20 protein-coding genes and 3 pseudogenes are annotated in these 20,431 nt (G+C 59.1%); 17 read left to right on the forward strand and 6 right to left on the reverse strand.

Annotated elements, in window-relative coordinates:
• The 14 genes and pseudogenes from FHX05_RS14450 to FHX05_RS14510 all read left to right on the forward strand — a co-directional run.
• Positions 1 to 185, forward strand: a 185-nt coding sequence (locus FHX05_RS14450) for an inorganic phosphate transporter (RefSeq protein ID WP_183872469.1), incomplete at its 5' end; no start/stop codon positions are given.
• 142 nt (positions 186 to 327) lie between these two features.
• A complete protein-coding gene (locus tag FHX05_RS14455) occupies positions 328 to 1,428 on the forward strand; it encodes an LLM class flavin-dependent oxidoreductase (protein WP_183872471.1) in 1,101 nt (366 codons plus the stop codon).
• A gap of 128 nt (positions 1,429 to 1,556) precedes the next feature.
• The gene (locus tag FHX05_RS14460) at positions 1,557 to 2,801 is read left to right on the forward strand and encodes an acyl-CoA dehydrogenase family protein (protein WP_183872473.1); all 1,245 of its coding nucleotides are present in this window, start codon (positions 1,557 to 1,559) and stop codon (positions 2,799 to 2,801) included.
• Entirely contained in the window at positions 2,798 to 3,841 is a 1,044-nt protein-coding gene (locus FHX05_RS14465) for a ketopantoate reductase family protein (RefSeq protein ID WP_183872475.1), read from the forward strand. Before FHX05_RS14460 ends, FHX05_RS14465 begins: the two co-directional genes overlap by 4 nt.
• 38 nt (positions 3,842 to 3,879) lie before the next feature.
• Positions 3,880 to 4,455, forward strand: a complete 576-nt coding sequence (locus FHX05_RS14470; RefSeq protein WP_183872477.1) for a TetR/AcrR family transcriptional regulator — start codon at positions 3,880 to 3,882, stop codon at positions 4,453 to 4,455.
• Positions 4,456 to 4,513: 58 nt separating this feature from the next.
• On the forward strand, positions 4,514 to 5,116 hold the full coding sequence (locus FHX05_RS14475; protein WP_183872479.1) for a DsbA family protein: 603 nt from the start codon (positions 4,514 to 4,516) through the stop codon (positions 5,114 to 5,116).
• Between the two features lie 746 nt (positions 5,117 to 5,862).
• Positions 5,863 to 7,047 (forward strand): 2-isopropylmalate synthase, encoded by a 1,185-nt coding sequence (locus FHX05_RS14480; protein ID WP_183872481.1) that lies wholly within the window; start codon positions 5,863 to 5,865, stop codon positions 7,045 to 7,047.
• 133 nt (positions 7,048 to 7,180) lie between these two features.
• Positions 7,181 to 8,956, forward strand: a complete 1,776-nt coding sequence (locus tag FHX05_RS14485; protein WP_183872483.1) for a thiamine pyrophosphate-dependent enzyme — start codon at positions 7,181 to 7,183, stop codon at positions 8,954 to 8,956.
• A gap of 354 nt (positions 8,957 to 9,310) precedes the next feature.
• Entirely contained in the window at positions 9,311 to 9,706 is a 396-nt protein-coding gene (locus FHX05_RS14490) for a DUF1236 domain-containing protein (RefSeq protein ID WP_112339137.1), read from the forward strand.
• 64 nt (positions 9,707 to 9,770) lie between these two features.
• Positions 9,771 to 9,971 (forward strand): annotated as a pseudogene (locus tag FHX05_RS30360) (hypothetical protein).
• Positions 9,968 to 10,342, forward strand: coding sequence for a GFA family protein (locus FHX05_RS14495; protein ID WP_183872485.1), 375 nt, complete (start codon positions 9,968 to 9,970; stop codon positions 10,340 to 10,342). Before FHX05_RS30360 ends, FHX05_RS14495 begins: the two are co-directional and overlap by 4 nt.
• Before the next feature lie 160 nt (positions 10,343 to 10,502).
• Positions 10,503 to 11,252: an AraC family transcriptional regulator gene (locus tag FHX05_RS14500; RefSeq protein WP_183872487.1), complete on the forward strand. Its 750-nt coding sequence runs from the start codon at positions 10,503 to 10,505 to the stop codon at positions 11,250 to 11,252.
• 114 nt (positions 11,253 to 11,366) lie between these two features.
• Entirely contained in the window at positions 11,367 to 12,089 is a 723-nt protein-coding gene (locus FHX05_RS14505; RefSeq protein WP_183872489.1) for a haloacid dehalogenase type II, read from the forward strand.
• A gap of 148 nt (positions 12,090 to 12,237) precedes the next feature.
• Positions 12,238 to 12,564 carry a YrdB family protein gene (locus FHX05_RS14510; RefSeq protein ID WP_183872491.1) on the forward strand — a complete coding sequence of 109 codons (327 nt, stop codon included), beginning with the start codon at positions 12,238 to 12,240 and terminating at the stop codon, positions 12,562 to 12,564.
• 69 nt (positions 12,565 to 12,633) lie between these two features.
• Here the strand turns inward: FHX05_RS14510 and FHX05_RS30365 are convergent, their stop codons facing one another.
• The gene (locus tag FHX05_RS30365; RefSeq protein ID WP_246698948.1) at positions 12,634 to 12,969 is read right to left on the reverse strand and encodes a hypothetical protein; all 336 of its coding nucleotides are present in this window, start codon (positions 12,967 to 12,969) and stop codon (positions 12,634 to 12,636) included.
• Positions 12,970 to 12,984: 15 nt separating this feature from the next.
• On the opposite strand from FHX05_RS30365, the pseudogene FHX05_RS30370 reads away from it, so the two are divergent.
• Positions 12,985 to 13,302: pseudogene (locus FHX05_RS30370) on the forward strand (cation:proton antiporter); the annotation flags it as partial.
• Positions 13,303 to 13,561: 259 nt separating this feature from the next.
• On the opposite strand, the gene FHX05_RS14520 reads toward FHX05_RS30370, so the two are convergent.
• The gene (locus tag FHX05_RS14520) at positions 13,562 to 14,530 is read right to left on the reverse strand and encodes an alpha/beta hydrolase (protein ID WP_183872493.1); all 969 of its coding nucleotides are present in this window, start codon (positions 14,528 to 14,530) and stop codon (positions 13,562 to 13,564) included.
• A 96-nt stretch (positions 14,531 to 14,626) separates the two neighbouring features.
• Positions 14,627 to 15,313, reverse strand: a complete 687-nt coding sequence (locus FHX05_RS14525; protein WP_183872495.1) for a glutathione S-transferase — start codon at positions 15,311 to 15,313, stop codon at positions 14,627 to 14,629.
• A 104-nt stretch (positions 15,314 to 15,417) separates the two neighbouring features.
• Here FHX05_RS14525 and FHX05_RS14530 point away from each other — a divergent pair, with 104 nt between their 5' ends.
• On the forward strand, positions 15,418 to 15,993 hold the full coding sequence (locus FHX05_RS14530; RefSeq protein ID WP_183872497.1) for a TetR/AcrR family transcriptional regulator: 576 nt from the start codon (positions 15,418 to 15,420) through the stop codon (positions 15,991 to 15,993).
• A 449-nt stretch (positions 15,994 to 16,442) separates the two neighbouring features.
• Positions 16,443 to 16,637, forward strand: a pseudogene (locus tag FHX05_RS14535) (family 1 encapsulin nanocompartment shell protein); the annotation flags it as partial.
• Positions 16,638 to 16,676: 39 nt separating this feature from the next.
• On the opposite strand, the gene FHX05_RS14540 reads toward FHX05_RS14535, so the two are convergent.
• The 3 genes from FHX05_RS14540 to FHX05_RS14550 are packed head-to-tail and all read right to left on the reverse strand — an operon-like array spanning position 16,677 to position 20,426.
• Positions 16,677 to 17,225, reverse strand: coding sequence for a sarcosine oxidase subunit gamma family protein (locus tag FHX05_RS14540; protein ID WP_112606170.1), 549 nt, complete (start codon positions 17,223 to 17,225; stop codon positions 16,677 to 16,679).
• Complete coding sequence (locus FHX05_RS14545) at positions 17,218 to 20,151, reverse strand: sarcosine oxidase subunit alpha family protein (protein WP_183872499.1); 2,934 nt, start codon at positions 20,149 to 20,151, stop codon at positions 17,218 to 17,220. The genes FHX05_RS14540 and FHX05_RS14545 overlap by 8 nt, the downstream gene beginning before the upstream one ends.
• Positions 20,148 to 20,426, reverse strand: a complete 279-nt coding sequence (locus tag FHX05_RS14550; protein ID WP_112606176.1) for a sarcosine oxidase subunit delta — start codon at positions 20,424 to 20,426, stop codon at positions 20,148 to 20,150. Before FHX05_RS14550 ends, FHX05_RS14545 begins: the two co-directional genes overlap by 4 nt.
• Positions 20,427 to 20,431 lie beyond the last annotated feature (5 nt).

Below are 20,431 nucleotides of genomic sequence, written 5' to 3' on the forward strand. Positions count from 1 at the left end.
TCGGCATCCCGGTCTCGACGACCCATACGATCACGGGCGCTATCATCGGTGTCGGCGCCGCGCGGCGGATCTCGGCGGTTCGATGGGGATTGGCGGGCAATATTGTCATCGCATGGGTAATAACCCTTCCGGCTGCGGCTGCTATCTCTGCACTCACCTATTGGATGACGAATTGGGTCGGATAGAACTGTGCCTTCAGGATTGAAGACATCTTAAGCACGAATATTCTATAAATTTAGTAGAAAAAGAACGACCTGTCTTTCTGAGGCCGGAGGGTCACGCTAGCATTCTGTCCAAATCCGATGAAGGAAACCATAGGACATCGATATGCCGACCGAATTCATCAGCGTCACCTTTCCGAATGCCTCGACCGAGCTCAATCCTCTGGAAAACCCCGCGCTCGACCCGCAATTCCTAGAGCGCTATGCCCGTTCGCTCGATGATTATGGCTTCAACTATACCCTTATTCCCTACGACAGCGCCTCCTTCGACCCCTTTACCATCGGCGCAACGGTTGCGGCGCACACGAAGAATATCAAGATCATCATCGCCCTTCGTCCGAACACGATCTATCCCACCGTCGCGGCAAAATCGCTCGCCACGCTCGATCAGCTGAGCGGCGGGCGTGTGGTGGTTCACTTCATTGCCGGCGGAAGCGATGAGGAACAGGCCAAGGAAGGTGATTTCCTTGACAAGCGCCAGCGCTACGAACGGCAGGAGGAGTATATCCGCATTCTGCGACGCGTCTGGCAGTCGAGTGAAGCCTTTGACTTCGATGGCCGCTACTATCAATTCAAGCAGTTCCACAGCCGCGTGCGTCCAGTAAACGGCACCATCCCGGTGTCGGTTGGCGGGTCGTCGGACGATGCCTATCGCATCGGCGGCGCGCTTGCCGATATCTTCGGCCTATGGGGTGAGCCGCTGGCCGAAACCAAGCAGCAAATCGACCGGATCTATGCTGAAGCGGCCCGCGCCGGGCGCAAGGATCGCCCGCGGATCTGGGTGACGTTCCGTCCGATCGTTGCGGAGACTGACGAGCTTGCCTGGGCCAAGGCGCATCACACCCTCGACCTTTTGAAGGAAAATCGCGCAAGGGCCCTTGGCAAAGTGCCGCCATCAGCGCCTTCTCCGCAGAATATCGGCTCGCAGCGCCTGCTTGAGATCGCCTCGCGCGGTGATGTCCATGATCGGGCTCTCTGGTATCCGACGGTGACGGCGACGAATGCGCGCGGCGCCTCCACCGCCCTGGTCGGCTCACCAAGAACGATTGCGGACTCCATTCTCGATTATGTCGATCTCGGCGCGGATCTGATTTCGATCCGAGGCTATGACAACCTGAACGATGCCATCGACTATGGCCGCTATATTCTGCCGCTCGTCAGGGCGGATCTGGCGGCAAGAGAGGCGCCGCAGCAAGCCGTCGCCTGATCCCACATTGTCACGCACCGACAAACAGAATTGGCGAACGCCATTTGGGTTGTGTTCGCAAAGACAGGCCATCGCGCGGCAAACGCCGCGCATGGTGCTCCTGACTGCTTCAAAGAGGCTGATGTAAAGTGTCCTTTAACACCATCGATCTGACGGATGTGACCCGCGAGCTTGCCGCCGCAGCTGCGGTGGCAGATGAGTCCGGCGCCTTCCCCTGGGCCGGCATCGAGGCCGTTCATGCGGCTGGCCTACTCGAAAGCACGGTGGCGACGCGGTTCGGTGGAAAAGGTGCTGGTATTGCCGATGTCGGGCGTATTCTGGCAGCGCTTGGTCGCGGCGATCCTTCGGTCGCCCTGATCAGCGCTATGACCATATTCACCCATCTCGGACAGGCAGCGGGCAACAAATGGCCGGAGCCGCTTTATCGACGTTTGCTCGACGACGCGCGCGATCGGCCGATCCTGCTGAACGTGGCCCGCGTCGAGCCCGAGCTTGGTTCTCCCGCCCGAGGCGGCCTTCCCGACACATTGGCGCGCCGCACCGTCAGTGGATGGGTGATCACAGGGCGCAAGCGTTTCGTGACGGGTGCGCTTGGCCTGACCCACTTCCTCGTCTGGGCACGCACCGATGAGACACCGCAACGTGTCGGCACTTTCGTCGTTCCGTCGACCCTTCGCGGCATCAAGGTGATCGAGAACTGGAAGAGCCTGGGAATGCGGGCCAGCGGCTCGCACGACGTCGAATTCAAGGATGTCGAGGTGCCGGTTGAGGACGTCCTCGATCTTGTCGACGTTTCCGTCGGCACACAGGACAATCGTGCCCATGCCGCCGCTAACGTCGCGCTTACCGCCATATACCTCGGAGCTGCAGAAGCTGCCCAGGAGGCTTTCATCCGTTTCGGTCATGAACGCATCCCCCCCAATCTCGGCGTTCCGATCGCAAAAACGGAAAGGTTCATTTCCGCAGCCGGTGAAATCGACTTGCTCGTGGGCGGCGCGAGACAGATCCTGTTCAACGCGCTCGACCATTCGCTGGATGAACCTGAAGCGCTCATCAGGGCGCGCCTTCTTGCTGCCCGCAACATACGCGACGCGGTTCAGCTTGCCGTTCGCACGCTCGGCAATCCCGGTCTCAATGGCGATCTCGGCATCGAGCGGCATTTCCGCGACATCCAATCGGTTCTCGTCCACGCGCCTCAGGAAGACACGTCTGTTTCCATTCTAGGGCGCTCGGCCTGTGACAGATGGAGCCGAAAGGCAGAGGAATCGCCTCATCTTTTCGCGGTTGAAAAGGCGTCAGCTGTCTCCCCCAGTTCCCGGCAGACAGAAGACGCGCGGGAGCTCCTGAATGCAGTTTCCGGGCGGCGAGCATGACACGTTACATCATCATCGGAGCGGGCGCCGTCGGTGCGAGCCTTGCCGCGCAGTTTGAGCTTTCGGGGATAGACTACGCCCTTGTCGGACGCGGCGCCCAGATCAGGCATATCGTCGATCATGGTCTCGTCTACCAGCGGCCCGCCGGCACCCGGCAAATCCGGCTGAAAGCCTTCGACGCGACTGAACCGCCATCATTGAGGCAGGGAGACATCCTCCTGCTGACGGTGAAATCGCAGGATGCAGCCGAAGCTCTTGCCTTTTGGGCCTGGCGGCCCGTCGAGCATACCGAGGGACTGACCGCCTCCGCCCTGCCGATCGTCACGTTTCAGAATGGCCTGGCGACGGAAGCGGCGGCTCTTAGGCTATTTCCGAATATCTACGGCGCCAGCATCTTGACGCCCGCCCGCTTTACGCAAGTCGGTCACGTCGTGGTCGGTGGCGATCCGCAAGTGGCGATCGTGACTATCGGTCGCTATCCGCAAGGCTCGGACGAGACCGCGGCCAAGATCGTCGCGGATCTTAGCCGGTCCGATTACATTGCCGAGGCAACAAGCGATATCAAGCGATGGAAGGCGGCGAAGCTTCTTCACAACGTGCGCAATGTGCTGGAGCTTTTCGACGGCGCGGACGACGAAAGAGCAACGTTCAGCGCGGCCCTTGTCGATGAGGCCCAGATCGTTCTCAAGGCCGCGGGCTATAGATTTGCATCTCCCTCGGAACGTACGGTCAGCATAGCGCACTGGAAGATCGCCGAGAATGCCGGTATTCGCCCCGGTCAGCAATCGACGTGGCAAAGTTTCACGCGCGGCGCTTCGAGCGAAGTCGACTATCTGAACGGAGAAATCGTGCTTCTCGGGCGTCTGCATGGGATAGCAACGCCCTATAATCGTACCGCCCAGGAAATTGCCGGATCGGCGGCGCAACAGGGTGGCTTCACGGCGCTCCTTCCTTTCGCTAGTCTGCGCGAGCTTGCCGAGAACTACCTGTCTTTCTCCACTCCCACCCATTCGAGGCCGAAGGCGCACCTGGCGGGCTAGTTCCGAGTTAGTGCGGTGAAGGCATCCGGACCGACGCAATGAAAATTTCAGACCATATCCTGACCACCGCCGGCACCCTTTTTTATAGGGAGGGTATTCGCGCCGTCGGCATCGATCGCATCATCGATGAAGCCGATGTTGCAAAAGCCACGCTCTACCGGCACTTTCCATCCAAGGATCATCTTGTCGCGGCCTACCTGACCGAGCGTCACGAACGCGTCCTTCTCCAGTTGAGAGAGGTCATATCCACCGCAACCCTGCAGCCGCGTGACCAGATTGCCATGATTTTCGAGCGCCTGTTCGAAAAGGCCGACAGTCCGGAGTTTCGCGGCTGCGCTTTCGCGTTGGCGGTTGCCGAGCACGGCGATTCCGAGCGGGTCGTCACTATCGCCCGCGAGCATAAGAATGCGGTGCGCGAAATCTTCCGTTCCGTCATGTCGGCGGCAAGGTGTCCGACCGAGCAGGCGGCTGCGCATCTGTCTCTGCTTTACGAAGGCGCTTTGGCTACGGTCGCTGTCGGCCGCGACCCCCGGTCTGTTTTGATCGCGCGTGATTGCGCGCTGTCCGTTTTCGATATGGCGACCACAGCATCCGGCGTCGCGTGTGACGCGTAAAGGTCGCTCTAGCAATTTAGATCTGTTTCACATTTGATCCCGTCGGGAGGAAAACTTTATGACCAAAACCATCGACTACTTCTTCGGCATCGGATCGCCCTGGGCTTATATAGGCTTTGACGCGTTTATCGAACTCGCGGCGCGATCGGGCGCGGAGATCCGCCCTTATCTCATTCCGCTGATCGTCGAAAATGGCGCGATCTACTCGCGTGATCGCCCCGACGCGCGGCGGGCCTACTGGATGAAGGATCTTCGGCGGTGGGCCGCTCTCCGCGGCAAGCTGCTCGACTTTACCAACCGGTCGGCGCTGTCCGATCCGACGCCCGCGGGCTTTCTTGTCTTGGCGGCCCAGCTCGATGGGCAGGATTGGACTGCTCTCGCCCGCGCGCTTCAACATGCTTTCTGGGGCACCGCTGCAGATATCGGCAATGCCGATGTGCGAAAGGCGATTGCCGAGGCTGCAGGTTTTGACGGCGCTGCGCTCGAGGCGCGCACGGCTCGTCCCGATATTGCCGAACTCTGGAGCAGCAATCGCGATGTTGCCAAGGAGGCGGGCGTCTTCGGCCTTCCAACCTTCCGATACGAAGGCGAGCTCTATTGGGGACAGGACAGCCTCCCCTTCCTGGAGCGTCATCTCAGTGGTGAAAAGCTGGTGGCGTGACACAGGGCTGAAAAATAGCGACTTGCTATGGAAGCCGCGCTAGGCAAGAGCTGCCATCGTCCGGCCCGGATGGCTTGGGCGAGGGCAGACGTATGCAATGACATCTTATTATGGTGATCGGCGCAGATACGGGGTCTGCATGACCGGACTGTCCGATGCTGCTCGCGAGCCGGCGACGGTGCCGCTCCCACTATAGCCCTAAAATACCAGCGGCTTAGAGCAAGTGTGGCAAAGTCGATACACTCTTCGCGGGTGGAGCAAAAAGCCGTAGCTTCCTAAAAATAATCCATAGTTTTCTAAAATACGGCCATCGAGAATGGAGGCATGCTCGCGATGGTAACCATTCGGTGCGCTATGGACACTCAATTCTCAGACCTTGAAATATTGGCTCCGAAAATCGAGATGGTCCGGACTGCCTCGCGGCGGCAATTTGCCAGCCATCTGACCGTTGTGGAACCTGGAATCTACTTGCCTGCCGCATCCTGGGGAGATGAAGCTCCCTTTCGATCTCACACATGTTGAATGGAAAAAGTGCTGTCCGAATTGACGGTTTAGTTTGTTCGGTTTCCAGAAGCGAAACCCGGTCGAACGGGATCAGATCTGATAGGAATTGCATGAGATGATCGATGTCGCTGCCGGCGTGAATGTGCCGGAAGCCTCGATTTATACGACCTGCACATGATGCAGTGCAGCTAACCCTTACGAATTCGTCAATGCCGATGTTTCAATCGATTGGGGAGAGTCGCGTGAGTGCCGAAAAAATCACTATCTTTGACACCACATTGCGGGACGGCGAGCAAAGCCCCGGTATCAACCTCGACACCGGTGAAAAGGTGGAGATCGCGCTTATGCTCGAAGGGCTGAAGGTCGATGTGATCGAGGCTGGCTTTGCCGTCTCCAGTCCCGGAGAATTCGAAGCGATCAAAGCCGTGGCGCGTGTCGTCAAGGACAGCACGATTTGCAGCCTGAGCCGCGCGGTCGAGCGCGACATCGATCTTACGGCGGAGGCCGTTTCCGGTGCGGCATCGTCTCGTATCCACATCGTGCTGGCGACCTCGCCCATTCACATGAAATACAAGCTGCAGATGACACCGGAAAACGTGCTCGAACACGCTGTTCGCGCGGTGGTCCATGCGCGACGCTATTCGGAGGATATCGAATTTTCCTGCGAGGACGCAAGCCGGTCGGAGCCGGAGTTTCTCGCCCGCTTTGTGGAACAGGTGATTGGGGCCGGTGCAACCACGGTCAGCCTGCCGGACACCGTCGGTTACGCCACGCCCGATGAATACGGCAAGCTATTCACCTATCTGCGCAATGTCGTGCCGAATGCTGACAAGGCCGTGTTCTCCGCGCATTGTCATAATGATCTCGGCATGGCTGTTTCCAACTCGCTCGAAGCGACCCGGCAGGGCGCGCGCCAGATCGAATGCACGATCAACGGTATCGGTGAGCGAGCGGGCAATGCGTCGCTTGAGGAGATCGTCATGGCACTGCATACACGCGAGGATTTTTTCCGATGCCGGACGTCCGTTGAAACCCGCCGTTTGACGGCTGCATCCAGGCTCGTCTCGGAGATCACGGGTTTCGTTGTGCAGCCCAACAAAGCGATCGTCGGCAGGAATGCTTTCTCGCATCAGTCCGGTATTCACCAGGATGGCATGCTGAAGAACCCGTTGACCTATCAGATCATGACGGCGGCGGAGGTCGGCGCCGACGAGTATCGGCTGGTGCTCGGAAAGAATTCCGGTCGTAACGGTTTTCGCATGTGCATGCGTTCGCTCGGCGTCGAGTTCGGCTCCGATGCGGATCTCGATCTCGCTTTCTCCCGTTTCAAGGATATCGCCGATCAAAAGGCATCGCTTTGCGATGAGGACCTTCTGGCGACGGTTGCCGGTATGGAAGCGTTCTTCCGCGAAAAGCACATCGCGTAATTCTGCTTCCACAACATGCAACCGGGATCGGCTTGAAGTCGGAACCGCGCTTCCTCCGAGCCCGACCGGTTCGGGGAACGAACGTCAATACGTTGCTGAATTCAGGAAAAGGCCATAGCGGAGAGATGAGCAAATGACGGTGAATCTCACAGTCGAAGCGGCAGGCGATGTTCAGGTAGTCAAGCCGAAAACGGGATATGAATTCCTGATCGATACGCTTGCGACCTGGCATGTGCGTCACTATGCCGGCGTCACGGGTGGAGGGGTCATCCATTTGCTCAAACATCTCGAGCCGATGGTTGTCCCCGACGACGGGGTCGAACGCCCGGTTTTCTTCAATGTCGGAGAGTATGTCGCCGGCTTCATTCCTCTGGGATACTATCTGGCGAGCGGGAAAATCAGTGCAGCCATTGCAACGACGGGAGCCGCAACGCGGCTGCTGACCTGCGGCCTGAGCGATGCGAAATTGCACAATATTCCGGCAATCTACCTGATTCCCCTTAGCCCCGCAGATACGCGATACCGCGCACCGCTGCAGGACACGAGCGCAGACGGGGCCGATGTCGTGGCTCAGTTGAGGGCCGAGTTACCTTCGGGCACATTCGTCTTGAACGATCCGGACAGTATCGAAGAACAACTTGAAGAGGCCCGCAAACAGCTCGATCAGGGCTCGCCGATCGCACTTCTTATGCCGCCGGAGGCACTCGGAAAGGTGGTGCCTGAGCCGGTCCTTACGCCTTGGCGCGGTGACTACGCCCATAAACCGAATAGGATCGACCATGGGTCGCTCGCCCATTTTCTGGCTGAATTTCCGCGGCAATCGGCGGGGCGTCGGGTGATCGTGCTCGCCGGGGAAGAGGCGGCCGTGTATCCGTACATGCCTGTCCTCACCACACGTTTGTGCAAAGCGCTACAGGCACCGATCGTCTGGAGCATAAACGGAGCGAATGCGGTGGCGCGCAACAATAGCTTCGGTTTCGGCTATCTGGGATTTGGCGGCAATGATCGCGCAATGCAGCTCTGGAAAAGCCTCGGGCCCGACGATATCGTCATTACGCTCGGGTTTTGCCCTGACGAATATACCCTGAACTTCTCTGACATACCCGCCCATACGACATGGAATTTCACCAACCTGACAGCGCCCTACGGCAGCGTTGGGGGCGAGTTTCGGCATCGTGTGGGCGGCGAATATTTCGATGTTCGAGGCCCGATCGACCAGGTTCTGAGCGAAGCGATCGGCCGCCTTGAGGGTCTTCAGCTGCCGCGCCCTCCCGCGCCGGCCTTTGTGGCTGATCTCAATGATCGCAAGATCTTGCCGCCACGTGCCGGGACGATCGATATCGCCCGATTTTATCAGGAGCTCGACTGCCAATGGCAGTCGGGAAGCATCGCGTTCGACGATGTCTGCCTTGCCTACAAGGATCGTCAATATGTCACGCAGCGCCCGCATCCGAATGTCCGCTTCCATTCGCTCTATCGCGGTTCGGCAATGGGCGGAGCGTTGGGCGCGGCAATCGGCGCAAAGCTTGCAAAGCCGGAGGCGACAGTCTTCGCTTTTATGGGCGATGGATGCTTCCGGTTGATTGCTGGTTGCCTGGCCGAAGCGCGATCATTGGGGCTAGTTCTGTTCGTGCTGGACAACGGCGCGCTCGGCATCATGGTGCAGGGCCTGCCCGTGGTCATTCCAGACTATTCATCCGATCGCTACCACAGTGACCTCTACCGCATCGACTTTGGGTTAATGGCGCGCGCATGCGGCTGGACAAGCCGGAAGCTGATGCCGGATCTCAGCAACCTGGCCGAGATCATGCGCGAAAGCTACAGCCCCGGTCACCCATCCATCTTGGTCGAGGTGCCGGTAGATGCAGAACAGGTCGTGGGACAAAATCCGCGAGCTAACAATCTGTAGCGCCACACAAGACTATCTCCGTTAAGAGCCGCAGCGCATGCGGGGCGAGAAGCGTGATCAACTGCGGCATCGGTTCGAAGCGGCAGGGCGAAGCTAAGACAGATCATACGACTACCGTCTGTCTCAGACAGAGACTCCTAGGCGGCATGGCATCATGGCCGAACATGAGATCCAGTCGGAAGCGTTGCCGTTACCGCATCCTTCGCCGATGCGCCTGCCCCTTCCGTGCCGATCACGAAGTTTGTCGCAGGCGGCTAACTCGTGATGGCTTCGGATGGTAACCGAAGAGGAACATTCTATTGGCTCAGTAATTCTCCTTTCAGCTCATAAGAGCTGGAATTAAAGGAGAATGCTATGAAAACGAGACTTGTCGTTTCAATGGCCGCCTTCGGCCTTCTGGCCGGTTCGGCCTTCGCCCAGTCTTCCACCGTAACCGGCGCCGCAGGCGGTGCGGTGACCGGAGCAGTAGTAGGCGGCCCTGTCGGTGCTGCAGTCGGAGGTGTCGCCGGTGCGATTGCTGGCACCGCGATCGATCCACCGCCAGAGAAAGTGGTCACATACGTTCAGGAACAACCCCTGCCTCCATCCGAGGCAGTCGTCCAGGACCAGATCGTTGTCGGCCGCGCGCTCCCAGAGACGGTTGTCGTCACACCGGTCCCGGACAACCCGACCTATGCCTACGCTGTCGTGAACCACAAACGTATCATTGTTCAACCAAAGACGCGCACGGTTGTCCGCATCCTTGAATAATGCCGAAAGGGTGGCCCTAGGGATCGGGAAAGGCAGAAAAGGACCGAGGCCATCTTCTTGAAGATTGGCTTATGTCTGATCGGAGACCTTTCCCGACCATGAGAGTGCGCTCGCGGCTGCCAAATTTGCTGCAGCCCGCCAGTCACAGGGCGGTGAGGATGCAGAAATCAGCTATCAGCTGTCTGACCGGCGCTGGCAGACGGAGCATGTCAACCGTGGGCAAGGCCCGATCACGAATGTCAGCGATGATGAGGACATACCATGACGGAATCGACCGGATCGTGCCGGTGCGGGCAAGTGCGTCTCACGGTGCGCGGAACGCCGCTTCATATCGGCATTTGCCATTGTACAGATTGCCGACAGGAAAGCGGATCCGCCTTCACTTATTTCGGCCTGTGGCCGGTAAGTGAATTTCACTATGAAGGCGAGACAAGCGAGTTTGCTGGACGGGAGTTTTGCCCGCGCTGCGGCTCGCGCGTCTTTGCCATGAGTGATAACGAGGTTGAGATCAAACTCGGGATCCTTAGCGAGGCGCCCACGCGTCTCCGCCCCACCTATGAGCTGTGGACCAAACGGCGGGAACCCTGGCTTTCTCCGATCGAGGGAGCGGAACAGCACGAGGAGGATCGGCGATGAGCAGCGCATGATGGTTGGTTACTATGTTTGCTGCTCCCGCCGTCGGCTCGCGGGCATGAGCAGATATGCCAGAACTCCGCGAAAATTAACATCGCGCGCGAAAACGGGTATGCCCAGCTAATTCATAAGCGCAAGACTGGGTTGCCTGGGAGCAAGAGCCGTGGACATCAATCTCGAGACAAGACAGTATCATAGTCGCGGTTATCATTATCACGACCATATCCAGGTGCTATTTCCGTTGCGGGGCGCGATGAAGATCTCCATCGACGCGGGATCGGGCGTTATTGCAGGCGGCTCAGTCGCTGTCATCCCGACGGGGTGTTACCATGACTTCGTCCCAAGTGCGGACTGCAGTCTGTTGGTCGTAGATCTCAAACTCCACGAAAGCGATGCGGAACAAGCACCGGTTCTACTGACCAGAGGTAGCCCCTTGGTCTCGCGCATGGAGCCCTGGCTTTGGCGAATCTTCCGCCAGATCGGCACAGAGGTCAATGCGAATGGGCATCGCGCTCAAGATGCAGCCATGTTGGCGCTAACCGGACTGCATCTTATCCGTCCGGCCTCGGCCCCTAAGACAAAATCAAAAGCATCGAACAGAATAGAGCGGCTGGCGGCCGATCTTGGAACAGGCGGCAGCAAAACAAATATCAGCGCTATGGCGCGAGAGGCCGGCATTAGCCAGAGCCATTTCCATGCATTGTTCAGGGCGACGTTCGGCAGTTCTCCGAGACAGTATGATATTGAGCGGCGACTTGATGTAGCGATGGAGTGCCTGATCGCCACCAATAACACCATAGCGGAAATTGCCTATGCGGCAGGTTATGAGAATGTTTCTGCGTTCAACCGCATATTCAAGCGTCGCCTTGGGATTTCACCAGGCGAATTTCGTCTGACTGGTCGCGTGGACTAAGGCTCGGCTAAATGTCGTAGCTTTGGCATAGTCTTCCAGATTCCAGGCTCATCTCTTCTGGCACAGCAAACGCTAGTGTAGCGCAACGAAGATCTGCGCGAGAGGATGAACGACATGGATCTGACCTGCTTTAAGGCCCTTTCTTTTGATGTCTACGGTACGCTGATTGACTGGGAGAGCGGCATCTGGAACGCCCTGCAGCCGTTGTTGAGCACGGGAAGTCGCGAAATCGGGCGCGAGGAGGCGCTGAAAGCTTACGGGGAGATTGAGACGGCGCAGGAGGCTGAGACGCCGTCCTTGCACTACGTCACGCTCTTATCGGTCGTGCATGCAAGGCTTGCTCGGCACTGGGGCTTAACTGTCCACTCCGACCTACATGAGCGCTTCGGCGCCTCGGTACCTGATTGGCCAGCGTTCCCTGATTCTGCTGAGGCACTCGCGTATCTGAAGCAGCACTATCATCTGGTTGTGCTTTCCAATGTGGATCGCAAGAGCTTTGAGGCTTCAAACCGTAAGCTCGGTATTTCCTTTGATGCCGTCTACACCGCAGAGGACATTGGGAGCTATAAGCCGGATCCGAAGAATTTCCATTTCCTTTTCTCGCCGCTGCAGCAGGATCTAGGCGTTCAAAAGAGTGAGCTTTTGCATGTGGCGCAGAGTTTATATCACGACCATGCGCCGGCCGTGCAAATGGACCTGACCAGTGTATGGATTGACAGGCGATTTGGTAAGGCGGGCCAAGGGGCGACGAAAATCCTCGACAATCCTCCGAAAGTTGCTGGTCACTTCCGTTCGCTGTCGGAGTTTGCGGCTGCACACCGAGCCGCAATCGGGTAAAGGCACTCGCTGTGCCGATCGTGCTGTGTGGCCACATAAAGCCTCAGGACTTCGAGTAAAAACTGCTATTCGGATATCGTTCGAGTTTCTTAGTGGCCTTGGGCTTCTTTAAAAATGAATGAGCACAGCTCTACAGCTGGGAGGGAAGATGAAAGCGATAGCACTTAGCATCAGATTTGCGCTCGAGCTTTGTATACTCGCTTCGCTGGCGGCGTTGGCCGCACATCTTGCCGTACCGATCATGGCACAAGTGTTGTTGGGGTTTGGGCTGTGCGCAGCAGTTGCCACTTTTTGGGGTAAATTTCTTTCCCCGAAACGGAGATATGAGGTTGGCCCGGCCGGCGGGCTCGTTCTCGAAGCTGGCATTTTCTTGATCACAGCCTTGATTTTGAATCACCTCGGTTGGCCAACGCTGGCGATCGCGCTAGTCGTCGTCGCAGCTGCCAATCGGATTGCCCTTGCGCTCATTCCATGATTGGGCGCCATCCAGACATGACAACGCCCATCAACTGATTGGACGAGTGTCATGCTGCCCGACGAGCGGTTAAGTCTGTAAAGTAAGGGACAATCGCGTGGAAGCCATTGCTGTCAGCCTTATTCTGATCGCCCTTGTCGTTGCCAGCAGCATTCTGGCGAGAATGTCGCCGCTGCGCCTTCCTATTCCTTTCGCGCAGATCTTGCTCGGGGCCGTCGCCGCGCTCGCGTTTGATTTTCGCGTGGAGCTTGATGCGCCGACATTCCTTCTGTTTCTCGCGCCCTGCTCTTTCTTGACGGCTGGCGAACGCCCAAGGAGGGCCTTCTGCGCGATCAGGGCACGATCGCCGCCCTCGCTTTCGGTCTGGTGTTTTTCACGGTTCTTGGCGCAGGCGCTTTCATCCATTAGATGATCCCGTCTATGCCTTTGCCCGTCGTATTCGCTCTCGCGTCGGCCATTTCGCCCGCAGACGCGGTCGCCGTGTCTGCCATCGTGAGCCGTTTACCCGTTGCAAAGCGCCTGATCCACATCCTGGAGGGAGAGTCGCTTCTGAACGACGCTTCCGGTCTGGTTTGCATGCGCTTCGCGATCGCCGCCGCCACGACGGGCAAGTTCTCACCGCCGGAAGCATCGACAACGTTTGCCTGGATCGGAAGCATAGGAGCCACGATCGGTAAAGCCATGACTCTTCTGGCGACGACGGGAAAGGACTGGATATCACGGCGTTTCGGGGAGGAAACCCGATCGCAGATCCTCATCAGCCTGTTGATCCCCTTCGCCGCATACATGCAGGCGGAACGGGAGCGGCAAATGCGTTGGACACCGATCGCCACTCATCGGGTTCTTCAAGTCCAAGCAGCCGTCGCGGAAGGCCGTCTCAAACAGGCAAAGCTCGACCTCGCGGCCTAACCCCCAGCTTTTTTCCGCTCCCCTGATCGATCGTACGCAAAGGCCGGGGCGTGGCTCTATGACCAGCCCCCGGGCCTTTCGCACGCCATCAGCCGCGAAGGAACGCAAGCAGGTCGGCATTCAAGCGGTCCTTGTCGACATGCAGCAATCCATGCGAGCCGCCTTCGTAGACAATGAGCTTTGCACGCTGAACGAGCTCAGCGGTCGGTTTCGCGGAGATCTCCAGCGGGACGATCTGATCATCGCTACCGTGGACTATCAGTGCGGGGACGGTGATCTTCCTGAGGTCGTCGCGGAAATCGGTCTCCGAGAAGGCGCCAAGCGCGTGGTAGGCGGCTAGAAAGCCGGTTGCCTGCCCCTGCCGCCAGTAGCTTTCCCGTAGGCCTTCCGAGACATGCACCCCGGGCCGGTTGAAGTTGTAGTACGGCATGGTGACGTCGAGATTCCACTGCGACCTGTTTGCCTGGACGGCAGCGCGGAAGCTGTCGAATAACTCCTTCGGCGCACCGGTCGGGTTGGTTGCGGTCTCGAGCAGGAACGGTGTCACCGACGACACGAAGGCGACCTTGGCAACGCGGTTCTGGCCATGGCGCGCGACATAGCGTGCGACCTCGCCACCGCCCATCGAGTGACCGACAAAGGTTGCCTCGCGCAGATCGAGCGCCTCGACCAATTGGGCCAAGTCGTCGGCAAAGGTATCGTAGTCGTAGCCGCCGGATGGTTGGCTCGAGCGGCCAAAACCCCGACGGTCGTGGGCGATGACGCGATAACCGTTTTGTAGCAGGAAGAACATCTGGTCCTCCCAGGCATCGGATGAGAGCGGATAGCCGTGGCTGAACACCACGGCCGGACCGGTGCCCCAGTCCTTATAGTAGAGGCTGGTGCCGTCTTTCGTGATAAGGCGATCACCGGTTGGCTTGCTGGCACGGTTTGAGGAGAGGGTCTTTGCATCCGCCGGATTGGCGCCGGCCCGGGCTGCAAGTCCGACGCCAGCGATGGCGACCCCTTTCAGCAGGTTGCGCCGCGAAGCGCTGTCGGGTGTTGAGATCGTGGACATGAGGAAACTCCGTGATAATTGCCGCCCTGGGACGGCGTGATCGCAAATGTGGATGGGAGTGTCGGCGCGACGTTCAAGCCGCTTTTGCGCGGGGAATTAGAAGTCGAGCCTGCGCAGGTCCTCAGAGACGAACATCTGGCCGCTGCGATTTTTGACGCTCGGCAGTTCAGAGACCTTCGCGCGCCAGGACTTCAGGGCGGAATGATCTTCAGGGATGGAAATGCCGGCGGCATCCGCAAACATCAGTCCGGCAAACACAGTGATGTCGGCCATTGAGAACGCATCGCCGGCAACGAAAGGATGGTCCTGCAGTACCGTGTCGAAATACCCCATGCCGGCGAACGCCTTGTCGCGCTGGCGGTTGCCCCAGTCCTGACGGCCCGCCCATTCAGGGCTCTTGAATACTTGCAACGCGTCCCCGAGGCCAGGCGTTGCGTGGTGGAAATAGTTGCCAACGGCGTCGAGCAGCTCGGTCTCGGCCCGCTTCTGCATCATGTGGATGACGGCTTTTTCCTTTGGCGTCTTGCCGGTGAGCCGTGGATCGCCGTCAAGATTGTCGAGATATTCGGTGATGGCGGTAGTTTCACTGATGTAGGTGCCGTCCTCGAGCTGGAGCACCGGCAGGACGCCGGACGGGTTCTTTTCGAGGAAAGCCGGCTGCTTATGTTCGGCGGCGATGAGGTCGACGGAGACGAACTCGACCTGTGGTTCAAGACCCTTCTCGGCGAGCACGATGCGAATGCGGGCGGGATTGGGAAAGCCGGGGCGATCGAAGATTTTCATGAGAGATCCCTTTATCTGTCTATCGATAGATAGGTTACGACCTCCAAATAGCCCTTCCCTTTTGCGGCGTCAACAACTATCTATCGAGTGATAGGTAAGGATCGATGATGGCTGGGACAAAAACGGATATGCGCGAGGCGGTCATGACCGCCGCAAGAGCGACGGTGCAGTCGCATGGCTACAATGCACTCAGCTTTCGCGAGCTGGCGAAAGAGGTCGGGATCAAAAGCGCCAGCGTGCACTACCACTTTCCGACCAAGGGCGACCTCGGCGCAGCGTTGGCGCGTCGCTATACCGAGGAAGGGGCTGCCTATCTGGCGGAGCTGCTGGCGACGCCCGAAGACGCGACCTGGTGCATGGACAGATATACCGAGATCTTTCGCTCTGCTCTCGCCAACGACAATCGTATGTGCCTGTGCGGCATCATGAGCGCGGAACTTGACGATCTTCCCACGGAGGTTCGGACGGAGGTCGACAAATTCGCCGCCATGAACGTCGGTTGGCTGGCCAAGGTGCTCTCGCGGGCCAGGCCTTCCGCACGAGACCAGGACCTGCAGGAGCACGCGATGGCGATCTTCGCAGCCATCGAGGGGGCCCAACTGATCGCGCGCGGTTGCCGGGATATTGGCATCTATGACCGAACAATCCGGGCCTATCGGGCGACTGGTTTTATCCCGTGATAGGTGCTTGTGAATCATGATCAAGAAGTGGTTGCCTCAGACGCCTTGATCGCTGCGATAACTTGTTCTCGCATTGTGGTATTTATGTTCCCGCTTCCCAAATCTTATTTGCCATCACATTGCCACGTGCGCCTCAATTCGCCGAGGCGTGATCGGTACAGACAACTTCCTGAATGAATGGAGATAGAAGCGCAGCTTTTGGCGAGCCAAGAAATCGACGTTCCTTGACGGTCATAATCGCCCATCCGGAATGTTCCCGTTTGATGGGTTGAAAGGAACTATCAGCTGCCAGCGATGTCGGAAGGGCGAATTCGGGACTATTTCATCGGCTACCCCCATCGGCGGCGCGTATGGAACAGATGCTCGTCAATATGTTCGTCGGCCGACCACCGGGAATGAAAATACGGACGGCTCCCTCGGGATCGGTTCCTTAAAGAAAGAGGTTTGACATGGACAATCCTCACAGGAAACTCGCTCCGATCTCGAACAAGGCCTGGGAGCAGATCGAGGGAGAGGCGAGAAGGACGCGCAAGCGTCACCTGGCCGCACGGTGTGTGGTGGATGTCGACGGTCCGAAGGGCGCCGAATTTTCAGCCGCCAGCACCAGGCACCTTAAGCAGATTGCAGGATTGGGTGAGGGCGTCCAAGCTTCCGTCTTTTCGCGTGCATCAAAAGCGGATGCTTCACGAGTTGCGCCGAATGCCAGCCCCTTGGGAAATGACCAGCGTTTCGAGTTCTTCATACAGCGATTCCGCAAAGCTGCGCAGGACAGTCAGTTCGAAATCCTCCATGCCCAGGCGCGTGAGCTGCACGGAGATATGCCCGAAGAGCGTCATGGCGCTGCTTCCCTCCGGGAAGTTCGCTGGATGCAGGTCGACAGCAGTACCTCTATTGAGCATCCGGGCGGCGCTCGATCCTGAGATGCGGATACGGATGCGCCCGTGGCTTTGATCGGAGACGAAAGCTCTGCCCGCCAGAGCGTCCGCAAGTGCCCGCTCTTGGGAGCCGGCAAGCTGCTCGCCGCCGGCGATGAACCATTGCCGGTATCCGGCCGGACGCACGGAGCTCTCCGTGAGGCCGGCTGCTGCAAGATGCGCCGCAAGCTCTTCGCTCGTCGTCGCTCCCATTACCTGCAGCAGATGACCCTCAGGTAAGGCTTCAAGCCGGATGGTCTCGCCTTGTAGAACGGCCTTGCCGGCGAGGACCGGCTTCGATGTCGGCAAATCAGGCATGGAGTTTCTCGTTCTGAGGGTCGATGAAGACGGGGCTGCAGATCACCGCATCCGTGTATTCGTTTCTGAGGCCATTCCAGACGACGATCTTTTCGCCGATACGCTCCGGCCCATTCTTGATGAGCGCGAGCCCGATTGTATGGCCGAGGTTGGGGGAAAAGGCGCTCGAGGTGACATAGCCCTGATCGTTTTCGAGCGTTGCGGCAGCGCCTTCCGCCAGGATGTGGGCCCCAGTGCGGAAGCTGGTCGCAGGGTTCACCGGTTTGACCCCGACGAGGCGAGGCCGGTTGGGCGCCTGCAGGCCTTCGCGCGCGAGCATCGCTTTGCCGATGAAATCGGGTTTCGTGGTCGAAACCATGCGACCAAAGCCAAGATCGCCTGGTGTTACCGTACCATTGATTTCCGCATGGGTGACGTGGCCCTTCTCGATGCGCATGACGCCGAGCGCTTCGGCGCCATAGGCGCAGATACCACGCTTCTCGCCTGCTTGCATGATGGCGTCGGCAACGAACTCGCCATAGGCCGCGGGTACGCCAAGCTCATAGGCGAGCTCGCCGGAAAAGGAGATGCGGAAGAGCCGACCCTTGAGTTTGCCGCCGAACAGAGAGACGGCGCGCGCGCCCATGAAGGGGAAAGCCGCGTCGGAAATGTCCTCGTCGATGATCTCGGACAGGATCATCCGCGATTTCGGGCCGGCGACCGCCATCTGCGCCCATTGATCGGTCGACGACGCAAAATAGACCTCCAGCTCGGGCCAGAGCGTCTGGGCGCAGAACTCCAGATGGGTGAGCACGCCGGCGGCAAGCGCCGTCGTCGTCGTCATGAAGAAATGGTCTTCGCTCAAGCGGCTGGTGGTGCCGTCATCATAGATCATGCCATCTTCGCGCAGCATGATGCCGTAGCGCGCCTTGCCGACGGACAGCTTGGCGAAGCCGTTGCAGTAGATGCGGTCGAGGAAGGTCGCCGCATCCTTGCCGAAGATCTCGATCTTGCCGAGGGTCGAGACATCGCAGATGCCGGCATTTTTCCGGATATTCAGCACTTCGCGATCGACACTTTCGCGCCAGGTCTTCTCGCCGTCACGCGGGAACCAGGAGGAGCGGTACCAGAGGCGGGTTTCGACGAAGACTGCGCCATTCTTCTTTGCCCATTCATGCAAGGGAGATTTGCGCGCCGGTTGAAAGTGCTTAGCCCGCGAAGTACCTGTCAGCGCGCCGAAGGAAACAGGGGTATAAAACGGTCGGAACGTTGTAGTTCCGACCTCGGCGGGGGAGACGCCGCGGGCCTCGGCCAGAATGCCGATTGCGTTGATGTTGGAAAGCTTGCCCTGGTCGGTCGCCATGCCGTTCGTCGTATAACGCTTGGCGAGCTCGACATCGCCATAACCTTCGCGCACGGCAAGCCCCAGATCTTTCAGGTTCACGTCGTTCTGGTAGTCGACGAAGGCTTTGCCTTTGCTCCCTTTGACATGCCAGAGCTGCGCGGCAACAGTCGGTACTTCTTCTTCTGCTGAAGAAAAGGCGGGAGCGATCTTTCCAAAGCCGATGGTTTCCAGCGCCTCGGCAGCTTTGATTGCTCCGTCGCTAAGGCAGCTATCCGTGGAGGCGAGGCCGGATGCCGAGCCGGCAATCAGCAAGCCCTCCTGTCTTTCGGGCGCGAGGAAGGCTGCATGCCGTTCGGACCATACCGGCCTTGTGCCGCGATGGCAGGCAAGATGGATGATCGGGCTCCAGCCGCCGGACATGGCCAAAGCGTCCGCATCGATCTCCTGAGTGCCCAAACCGCTCGCAATCTTGACCCCGCGAACCTGCTTGGTTCCGACCGCATCGAGGACGCAAGCACCGGTCAGCACCCGCGCCTTGCCGCCCCAGTGTTCACCTGCGGCGCGCGTATCGACGATGGCGACCACGTCGACGCCCGCGGCCTCGAGGTCGGCGGCGGTGCGGTAGCCGGAACCGTTGGTCGTGAAGACGACCGTGCGCTTGCCGGGAGCGACAGCTTGACGGTTCAGATAGCTGCGCATGGCGCCAGCCATCATCACGCCTGGAATATCGTTGCCGCCAAAGACGAGCGGCCGCTCCTCGGCGCCGGTCGCAAGGATCGCCTGCTTGGCGATGATGCGCCAGAGGCGTTCGACTGGCTGGCGCGGGTCGGGCGCTGCCACATGCTTCTGAACGCGTTCGACGGCGCCGAAGACATTGTCGTCGTACCACCCGATAACCGTCGTGCGCGGCAGGCATTGCACGTTCGGCAGGCTGTCGAGTTCGTCCAAGATTTCCCCAAGGGGTGAATTGCTCTCAAAGAGCAAACTGCCGCCAAGAGCGAAGCCTTCATCGGCAAGAATGACGCACGCTCCGGCGCGTCCCGCCGTCAGCGCCGCGGCAAGGCCCGCAGGCCCAGCGCCGATGACGAGCAGATCGCAATGCGCCCAGCATTTCTCGTAGGAATCGGGATCGACCTCATAAGAGGCTTTGCCGAGACCGGCGGCCTTGCGGATCAGCGGCTCGTAGACCTTTTCCCAGAAGGCGGCCGGCCACATGAAAGTCTTGTAGTAGAAGCCGGCGCTGAGGAAGGGCGACAGCAGCCCGTTGACGGCACCGAAATCGAAGGCGAGAGAGGGCCAGCGGTTTTGGCTGCGCGCCGTGAGCCTATCATAAAGCTCGATCATCGTGGCGCGGCTGTTGGCCTCGGTGCGGCCGCCTGTGCCGGTCGTGACAAGCGCATTGGGTTCGGCGGCACCGGCCGTCAGGATTCCGCGCGGCCGATGATATTTGAAGCCGCGGCCAACAAGCTGGATGCCGTTGGCGAGGAGGGCTGAGGCAAGCGTGTCGCCGGGATGGCCCGCCAGGTTCCTGCCGTCGAAGCTGAAGGCAATGGTTTTGGAGCGGTCGATCCGACCGCCGGAGGAAAGACGATAGCTGCTCATGCGCCGCCTCCAAGCTTGGTAAGCGCCGCATCGCTGACGCCATGGACCTTGTGTGTGACGGTGTCGCGCTCGACGATCAGCCAGCGGCGGCAGCCGGAGGTGTGGTGCCAATACTCCTTGTGACGCCCCTTTGGATTGTTGCGCAGGTAGACGTAATCATACCAGTCTTCGGTGCCGGCATCGGCTTTCGGGCGGATAAGGTTTGCATCCCCCTTGATGGTGAATTCTTCCTTGGGACGTGTGCCGCAGTGAGGGCAGGAAATCAGGCTTGCCATGTCGT

It is taken from the genome of Rhizobium sp. BK491 (genome assembly GCF_014194925.1).
Classification (GTDB): Bacteria; Pseudomonadota; Alphaproteobacteria; order Rhizobiales; family Rhizobiaceae; genus Rhizobium.

What these genes read in the sequence shown, in the direction of transcription:
- FHX05_RS14455 (WP_183872471.1), top strand. Translation starts at nt 328, where the DNA reads ATGCCGACCGAATTCATCAGCGTCACCTTTCCGAATGCCTCGACCGAG.
- FHX05_RS14465 (WP_183872475.1), top strand. Translation starts at nt 2,798, where the DNA reads ATGACACGTTACATCATCATCGGAGCGGGCGCCGTCGGTGCGAGCCTT.
- FHX05_RS14470 (WP_183872477.1), top strand. Translation starts at nt 3,880, where the DNA reads ATGAAAATTTCAGACCATATCCTGACCACCGCCGGCACCCTTTTTTAT.
- FHX05_RS14475 (WP_183872479.1), top strand. Translation starts at nt 4,514, where the DNA reads ATGACCAAAACCATCGACTACTTCTTCGGCATCGGATCGCCCTGGGCT.
- FHX05_RS14485 (WP_183872483.1), top strand. Translation starts at nt 7,181, where the DNA reads ATGACGGTGAATCTCACAGTCGAAGCGGCAGGCGATGTTCAGGTAGTC.
- FHX05_RS14490 (WP_112339137.1), top strand. Translation starts at nt 9,311, where the DNA reads ATGAAAACGAGACTTGTCGTTTCAATGGCCGCCTTCGGCCTTCTGGCC.
- FHX05_RS14495 (WP_183872485.1), top strand. Translation starts at nt 9,968, where the DNA reads ATGACGGAATCGACCGGATCGTGCCGGTGCGGGCAAGTGCGTCTCACG.
- FHX05_RS14505 (WP_183872489.1), top strand. Translation starts at nt 11,367, where the DNA reads ATGGATCTGACCTGCTTTAAGGCCCTTTCTTTTGATGTCTACGGTACG.
- FHX05_RS14510 (WP_183872491.1), top strand. Translation starts at nt 12,238, where the DNA reads ATGAAAGCGATAGCACTTAGCATCAGATTTGCGCTCGAGCTTTGTATA.
- FHX05_RS30365 (WP_246698948.1), bottom strand. Translation starts at nt 12,969, where the DNA reads ATGGATGAAAGCGCCTGCGCCAAGAACCGTGAAAAACACCAGACCGAA.
- FHX05_RS14520 (WP_183872493.1), bottom strand. Translation starts at nt 14,530, where the DNA reads ATGTCCACGATCTCAACACCCGACAGCGCTTCGCGGCGCAACCTGCTG.
- FHX05_RS14525 (WP_183872495.1), bottom strand. Translation starts at nt 15,313, where the DNA reads ATGAAAATCTTCGATCGCCCCGGCTTTCCCAATCCCGCCCGCATTCGC.
- FHX05_RS14530 (WP_183872497.1), top strand. Translation starts at nt 15,418, where the DNA reads ATGATGGCTGGGACAAAAACGGATATGCGCGAGGCGGTCATGACCGCC.
- FHX05_RS14540 (WP_112606170.1), bottom strand. Translation starts at nt 17,225, where the DNA reads ATGCCTGATTTGCCGACATCGAAGCCGGTCCTCGCCGGCAAGGCCGTT.
- FHX05_RS14545 (WP_183872499.1), bottom strand. Translation starts at nt 20,151, where the DNA reads ATGAGCAGCTATCGTCTTTCCTCCGGCGGTCGGATCGACCGCTCCAAA.
- FHX05_RS14550 (WP_112606176.1), bottom strand. Translation starts at nt 20,426, where the DNA reads ATGGCAAGCCTGATTTCCTGCCCTCACTGCGGCACACGTCCCAAGGAA.